Below are 7,466 nucleotides of genomic sequence, written 5' to 3'. Positions count from 1 at the left end.
CCCCCCCCGCCCGCCTCGACATGCCAGGAGAGATCAAATCCCTCAACGTCTCCAACGCCGCGATCCTGTCCCTCTACGTCGCTCGCATGAAAATGGGGCTGTCCTAACCGACAGCCTCCGGGTCTCTACAATGTACTCACTGGGACTTAGTATACATTCGGCGGTGCATTTTTAGTCGTGCCCACTAGCAAAAGATAAAGCCACTTATAATTTAAGTGCACGCTTATTAAAATACTGAGAAACCCTCCAATATTCGCTTTATTTATGGTGGCACACCCGTGCAATCAAAAACGCCGAAGTGACTATAGCAATAATTCAAATAGCGCCAGCCTCATTATTAAAAAAGCTTAGTTCCTCAAATAACCAATCGTTGAGAATGTCTCTCCGGGCAACAGTGGAATAGCGCACTCTAGGCTGTAACTGGAGATGAGCACTATATCATCACTGCAGCGATAGCTCGATAAAACTACAATACAGGCTCACTAACGGTGCCTCCTTATTAGCCTTGCAAAGAGAGTAATCCTCATGATTACCAGCAAGCCTGACCAGACCAACAGCCTTACCGGCCATTTCATGAGCTGCCGTCAAGCTCTCCAACGACAATACCAATCTGGCAACTTTCGCACCATTTTGACACTGTAATCACCACCCATGACTCTTTTTCCGAACGGTTACACACTCCATTGGTTCATGCAGTAAATCATTCCAATATCAGCTGTCTTAAAGAAGCCGACCTTCTTCACGTCAGCACTTTTGTCAATTAGCCGCGCGAACCAAGCCGTTATCTGAACTCTGGCAAGAGGCGCTTCAAGATCCTCTTCAGAGTTATGTGACGGCATCATGGATACTTATAGAATGGATGAAAAACAACACTGATGAAGTACACTAAAGAAATCGATGGGCTGCGCGCAATCTCAGTCATTTTGGTAATACTGTTTCACGCGAATAGTGCTTGGGTTCCTGGTGGATATATCGGCGTAGATGTTTTCTTTGTGATTAGCGGTTTCCTCATAACGTCACTAATACAAAATGAGATTAACCGCACCGGGAAATTCAGTTTTATCAATTTCTACAACCGCAGATTTGCTCGCTTACTCCCGGCGCTAATTGTAACTCTGGCAGTCACATACTCTTTCGGTTTCTTGCTTTACGGGCCTGCCGAATTTGACAGCCTAGGTAGAGATATCTTTTTCTCAGCACTTGGAGTGAAAAATTTTCTTGATGCAATGGGAGCAAACTATTTTGTTCAAGACGAAACATTCAAACCATTGCTGCATATGTGGTCACTTGGTGTTGAAGAACAATATTATGTGGTTTGGCCCCTGGTCCTGTTGCTGACGGCGATCTTATTTCGATCTCTTGCGGTTTTTCTCTCCCTCGTTTTGCTTGTGTTGTTCTTAGGAGTGTCCGAGTTTGGAGCCACTCAAAACCTTCAGGGAGCATACTTTCTGCCACAATATCGCGCAGTTGAACTCTTAGTAGGAAGCTCTGTTGCGCTGATTATGATAAGCAAACGTGCAGAAGCAATATTAACCCTACCTTACATATGGCGCTCAACACTCAGCTCAGTTTCATTTGCAGCTTTGATCTTTCTGGCATTCTCATTCAATTCACAGACTGAGTTTCCTGGCTCGAATGCTTTACTTGTGGCCATTCCCAGCATTATTCTTATCCTGTTTTCCCAAGGTACCCCTATTGGCTGGATCTTATCCAGAAAGTTACTCGTCGGCATCGGCCTTATTTCGTACCCGCTGTATCTATATCACCAACCTTTGATCTCATTTACTTTATTTTTTGATCATAATATCAATCGCTTACTTCTCCTTGCGCTTGTTGTTTCATTTGGATCTCTATTGGCCTATGGAACATATGTTTTCGTGGAAACGCCAATGAGGCAGCGAGCAAAAACCTCGAGCGGAAAGTGGCAAGCCACATGTCTCTTCGCACTTACAATTTCGATTGCAGGAGGTGGAGCAGTAACTGCCAAACTTGGAGGAATCCCACAGCGCCTTTCAATGCTCAACCCATATGCATATTCGCTCTCTCAATCCTTGCGCTCAAGTTTTCATGAGAACTTCAACAGAGGCGTCCACACCGGGGGAGCAGAAAATCCAAAAATTCTGTTTGTAGGTGACAGTTTATTGCAGCAATACGTACAGCCCCTTGTTCAGCATTGGGGATACAGCCTGGATCAGATCGATGTTATTTCACGAGGCGGGTGTGTGTTGTTGAAAGAAGTGGATTATGCCGACAAGTTTTCTGACATCTCATGCGATCAACTACGCGCTGATCTGTACAAGTCAGATCAGCGTTATGAAAAAATCGTTTTTTCACAAGGGTGGGATTTGTATGGCAAGAAAGTTCTCAATGCGTCTGCACAACCTGATGTATACGGGCCCGACACTTGGAAGCCTTTCATCGAGAAAACGGCCGATCATTTCTCAAAGATTGCAGACAAAGTTTTTGTAATTGGACCACATCCGAAGATAATTGGTGATTGTGATTTGAAGGTATCACCCATCACAACCAAAGAATCCGCATTGGCCTGTCTGAAAAACATGAAAATTGACAAAGCTTCACTCCTGAACTCAACCAGAGCATTCAATCAATCACTTGGTGAAATTTCTGCCAAAGTGCTTTTCCCGATAGAGCTGTGGTGCGAAGGCGAAGACGCTAATTGTTCCCACTACGAAAATGAGCAGCCTTACTTTCGAGACCGCGAACACTTTGGAGTAGCTGCAACTGAGTTATTGGTTAAGCGAATGCAAGACAAAGGTTGGTAGGTAAATTCGAACACACTGACAGCAAATGTAAGAAACCATGCTCATACACATATATAGCCCGCTTCGACATGCCAGGAGAGACCAAATCCTTCAACTTCTCCAAAGTAACGCCTTCCACGACGACGACCCCATAAAATGAGGTCGTCCTAAACGACAACCTCAGGCATTCCTACTCCCATAAACTAAAACGTTAGCCCCTTCTTCAGGGGCTAACGTTCTGATGATCTAAGGCAAATCTTTCATCAACCCTGCTCGAGCGTAGGCCTCAGTCGAGAACGATGCTGTCTGGTTTATTTGGAACGGCTGGAACGGTGATGTAGGAAAAGCCTTCTCGAGTATGGCATGCCATACACTCTGAGCTCATAACCGCAACAGCCTCTTCAAAAACTTCAAAGTTCTGAGTTTTAACCGCCTCGTCCAAATCTCCAAAAACGTTCTCACGAAATATATTGATGGAAGCGGCTCGTTTGGTGCGTGCCGTAGCAACTCGATCCATCATTTTTTCCATGGCCTCGATTTGATACTCTGCAAATTCCCATTTATCTTGCTTGCCTGTCCAGTACATAGTTTGGAAGCGGTAGGCAATTTCTGACATCCAGTGTGATGTGCCCGGCGTAATTTTCACCAATGCTTCCAGTTGCTCTTCTGGAGTTCCCGTTACTCTCCAATCAGGAGCCTTTTCTGCGTGCGCCAGATAGCTTGAAGAATACACAGTACCTGTCAAAAGCAATGTCAGGCTCAAAATAGGGATGCAAAGCGCAGATACTCGATTCATACGGACCTCGGGGGAGTGCTAAAATTGGCAGAAACCACTGAATGATGAGTTGGCACCTCACCCAGCGGTGGCTTCGCAAGAAAAGTAAAGTATGATCAGTATTTTCACTGGACTCACTTGCTTGAGCACTGACTATCCACCTTACTTTAAGGCAAATTTAAGCGTTCAGTTTTGTGGAACTCTGCGAAATAGCTTTTGAAAAACCGCCGCTGCTTTGGCTGGCAACTTGGTGCTTTTTGCTTGCGGTAAATTGTTATATTGCTTGCCGACAGCAAACAGTCCCACCATTCCCTTGCCGAAATGTGGAAGACATTTATATCCATAAACACCTTCCTTCGTCAGTGTGAGGTCATAGGTCGCCTTAAGCCTGCTTCGCCAAGGCGATACACCAGCAGGAATCATCCCGGAAATTGAGACGGTGTTGTGAGTTCCTCTGACATTCACAAACCGCACGGTATCGCCGACTTGCGCTTCCAAATAGGCAGGACTGAAGAAATCCAGATCCATTTTGATTGTATGGATTACACCTGCGTTCGAACCCGTAACTGAGAGCAAAAAGGAAACGAGCGCCGGCATTAAAACGAGCGTACTTCTTTTTTTCATGAAAGTTGTCTCATGTATTTTGATTTTATATGGGGCAACGGTTTTCACCGCCATCTAACTCCTGAATTTGCTCACGAGTCCCGGCAACCGATAAAACCCTTGTTTTAACGCAGTTTTAGGAGCGCTCCGGTTTCGCAGGCGTACGCAGCCACTGAAACCCTCCCTTCAGGAGCATCGCTCGGACTTCCACTCTTTAAGCAGCGAAATGACAGAGTAAAAGACCTTCACCTCAGGAGGTTAAGGCCGTGGCAGAAGCAAAAACAACACGGAAAGCACTCCCGCCACCCGGATTATCATGGATGGATATTTCTGCCCGGCAGCGCATTGCTATATCTTTGACAATTGCCAGCCCCAGACCAGTTCCCTGCACTTTGCTATCTGGCAGCCGCCAGAAGCGCTGAAAAATTTTGTCTCTATAACAAGATGGAATACCTGGCCCCTCATCAATCACATCAAGTGTTCCTGTGGGGCTAATTCGAACGCAAATACCAGCGTTAGGCGGACACACTGCAAGAGCGTTTTCAACGAGATTACGCAGCAGATCTCCAATCAGCCCTTTATCACCCTGCACAAAAAGAGGACCCGCCTCCTTTTCCAAGGAGAGCCTGACATTCTTTTTCGTCGCCAAGGGTGCAATGTAGGAAAGTACCGTGACAGCTACAGCATTTAGATCAGTAACCTTTTCCTGCTCTTCAGATCGCGTTTCCAATCGGGAAATTGCCAGAATTTGGTCCACGGAACGAGCCATTCTGTCGAGATCACCCCTTAGAGCAATCACTTTAGGCGTTTGTTGCAAGTCCTCCAAACCAGCACCCAACACCTGCAACGGCGTCCTCAGCTCATGCGCAACATTTTCGGTGAAGTGGCGCTGCGTTGTAAAAACGTCTTCTATGCCAGAAAGCATGGCGTTTATCGCCTTCACCATCGGGGCTACTTCGGAAGGCAAATCTCTCACAGGAAGTCGCTGGTGAAGAGATTTCGGTTTAATCTGAGCCGTAAGACGCGAAAGATGCCGAAGAGGTTTCAAACTGCGCCTTAACGTATGTGCAGTCACAAAAATTGTTGCAAGCATCATGACCGGAACGACCCAGCCAACATTCGAAAACAGCTCCATAAAGGCTTGTTGATGGCTGCTGGTTTGTAAGGGCTCATGCAAAATAAACAAATGAACCCAGAGCCATCCGAGGATCACAGAAAACGAACCGATAAGAATGACTGAGATTCGAACGACAAGCTTGTTCTCAAGAGACTGAAGCTCACTCATAAGCTGTCCAACATGTAGCCCAGCCCACGATAGGTATGAATCTCCAACCCTGCGCTCACGTTTGAACTTGCGCCGAAGATTGTGAACATGAACCGGTATAGTGTTCGACTCTGGAATCTCCAGCCCATAGACTTTGTTCAAGAGATCGTCTTTGGTCACAACGTGCCCACGGTTGCTGATCAGCCCTCAAGAACCAGCAATTCATGCCTTGGCAAGGGCAAGGCCACCGCGTTGACCGTGGTTGTTCGAGATTTAAAGTTATAGGAAAGACTGCCGACAGTTTAAGTTTTGCCAAACACGGAGCTTGGCCGACGCAACAAAGCTCGCATTCTTGCAACAAGCCCAGACATCGCAAAGCGCTTGATCAGATAATCATCCGCTCCAGCCTCCAACCCATCAATACGATCTTCAATTGCATCACGGGCTGTTAGCATAAGAATTGGCAGATCGTTTCCTTCCTCCCGAAGGAATGAGACAATCTCAATCGCATCTCCATCCGGCAACATTCGATCATCAATTAACGCGTCAAACATCTCAGAGCTCATGAGCATTTGTGCATCTTCAACACAACCACAATGATCTACTGAAAACGCGGCAGCCACCAAAGCCTTTTCAATTTGCTGAGCGATACCTCTTTCATCTCCCACTACCAAAATCCGCATTCAACTCTCTTGTTGAACAAGAACCCTACAAACATATGTGCACAGCTCATCTCAAACTTAAGCCAAAGTTAAGTCCCAAAACCTTGCGTCCTGCGCAAAGCCTTGCTCACCCCTCAACAATAGCCAACCCAGTATTCTCAATCCGCAGATAGGAGTTGCAATGCGTAGGCAGGAACCGTTGCTCCCCTTTCATGCTGCAGGCGCAGCTCACTTATCCTGCTAGCTCAGCAGCAACCGGATCAACTCACAAAAGACAGTATTTTATATTGCAGACGTTTCCTGATGCCCTAGCTCAACATAAGACAGGATCCATTGAGAGGGCATCACTGATCATTCTCATCACAACACTCAACTTGTCACCACAACAAACAGCAAGACTATTCCGGCCAGCATAAGCACGGGCAATCCAGAGAGCAGCCATAGTCAGTGCCTATCGTTTTGCACCTGCGGCGCCCTGAGTTTCACTAGAACACCCTTCGGCTCCCCAACAGGAGACCTTTCGCACCGCGAAAAGTCTCCTCACCCAACAACCAAAGCTTCCACATTCTGGCAGACGCCCCGACTACCGAACAAAGAACGCTGCTCAAAAGCCCTGCAACCCAAAACGTCCACTCACAAGAGCAACCTCATCACAGGCCCGCAAACACCACCAAAAGCAACAGCTGCCAAGACACCAACAGAGGCAAAACTGATATTCAATGAATATGTATGCTTCTCACTTTTGAAATTCACCGAAGCGGAAATTCATCGGCTCCACTCCCCTTCCACCATCCAGCTGCCGCCAAGGGGGAATAAAGAAGCATAACTCACACCCAAACCGACAAAGCCAACGCTCCTTTAATCAGCCAGCGTTTTCCGGCCACCACCCCATAGGAACGCAGAAATTCCCAATACCGTTCAAACAAACGCACAAAACAACGCAGACGCGCAAACCAAGAAATTTTCTATCAATATCAATAAGCTGCATCCTCCGCATGTGGAAAAGAAGCCCCAAGACAACCAGATCAACCCCGAATTCACCCAAAAAATTCGTTCCCCTGTGAATTCTTCCAAATTTTTGCATTTTCGGTATTTACAAACCCCGCCAGCGCCCGTAAATACCCCTCCAACGAAGACGACGCCGGTATAGCTCAGATGGTAGAGCACCTGACTTGTAATCAGGGGGTCGCGGGTTCGATCCCTGCTGCCGGCACCACTTCCCTCCCAATAAAATCAAATAGTTGAGCGTCGTTCTTAAATGAACGGATAAAGAACGTACGACCTTTTGCGACCGTCGCAAATCGCACGTGCGACTTTTTCTGTTCTCCACCCGTTCACTTTGGTTTCGTTCGTTCGATTCGCTCGATGGCATTCCTGAGATATTTTATGTCTGACCGGAT

At 46.8% G+C, this 7,466-nt stretch carries 5 protein-coding genes, 1 tRNA gene and 1 pseudogene; 3 read left to right on the top strand and 4 right to left on the bottom strand.

Annotated features, from left to right (window positions below; genetic code table 11):
- A pseudogene (locus PPL9_RS33315) lies at window positions 1-107 on the top strand (23S rRNA (guanosine(2251)-2'-O)-methyltransferase RlmB); the annotation flags it as partial.
- A gap of 768 nt (window positions 108-875) precedes the next feature.
- Window positions 876-2,783, top strand: coding sequence for an acyltransferase family protein (locus PPL9_RS13960; protein ID WP_057463282.1), 1,908 nt, complete (start codon window positions 876-878; stop codon window positions 2,781-2,783).
- A gap of 265 nt (window positions 2,784-3,048) precedes the next feature.
- On the opposite strand, the gene PPL9_RS31965 is transcribed toward PPL9_RS13960, so the two are convergent.
- From PPL9_RS31965 to PPL9_RS13940, 4 genes are all read right to left on the bottom strand, one after another.
- Window positions 3,049-3,558 (bottom strand): hypothetical protein, encoded by a 510-nt coding sequence (locus PPL9_RS31965; protein ID WP_152986694.1) that lies wholly within the window; start codon window positions 3,556-3,558, stop codon window positions 3,049-3,051.
- Between the two features lie 165 nt (window positions 3,559-3,723).
- The gene (locus tag PPL9_RS13950) at window positions 3,724-4,215 is read right to left on the bottom strand and encodes a plastocyanin/azurin family copper-binding protein (RefSeq protein WP_057463280.1); all 492 of its coding nucleotides are present in this window, start codon (window positions 4,213-4,215) and stop codon (window positions 3,724-3,726) included.
- A gap of 175 nt (window positions 4,216-4,390) precedes the next feature.
- Complete coding sequence (locus tag PPL9_RS13945) at window positions 4,391-5,425, bottom strand: HAMP domain-containing sensor histidine kinase (protein WP_244273394.1); 1,035 nt, start codon at window positions 5,423-5,425, stop codon at window positions 4,391-4,393.
- Window positions 5,426-5,706: 281 nt separating this feature from the next.
- Window positions 5,707-6,087 carry a response regulator gene (locus tag PPL9_RS13940; protein ID WP_057463278.1) on the bottom strand — a complete coding sequence of 127 codons (381 nt, stop codon included), beginning with the start codon at window positions 6,085-6,087 and terminating at the stop codon, window positions 5,707-5,709.
- A gap of 1,119 nt (window positions 6,088-7,206) precedes the next feature.
- Here PPL9_RS13940 and PPL9_RS13930 point away from each other — a divergent pair.
- Window positions 7,207-7,282 (top strand) — tRNA-Thr (locus PPL9_RS13930).
- Window positions 7,283-7,466 lie beyond the last annotated feature (184 nt).

Origin of the sequence: Pseudovibrio sp. POLY-S9, assembly GCF_001431305.1 — a bacterium.
In the GTDB taxonomy this organism is placed as follows: Bacteria; Pseudomonadota; Alphaproteobacteria; order Rhizobiales; family Stappiaceae; genus Pseudovibrio.
This window is presented reverse-complemented; position numbering and strand designations above follow the sequence as displayed.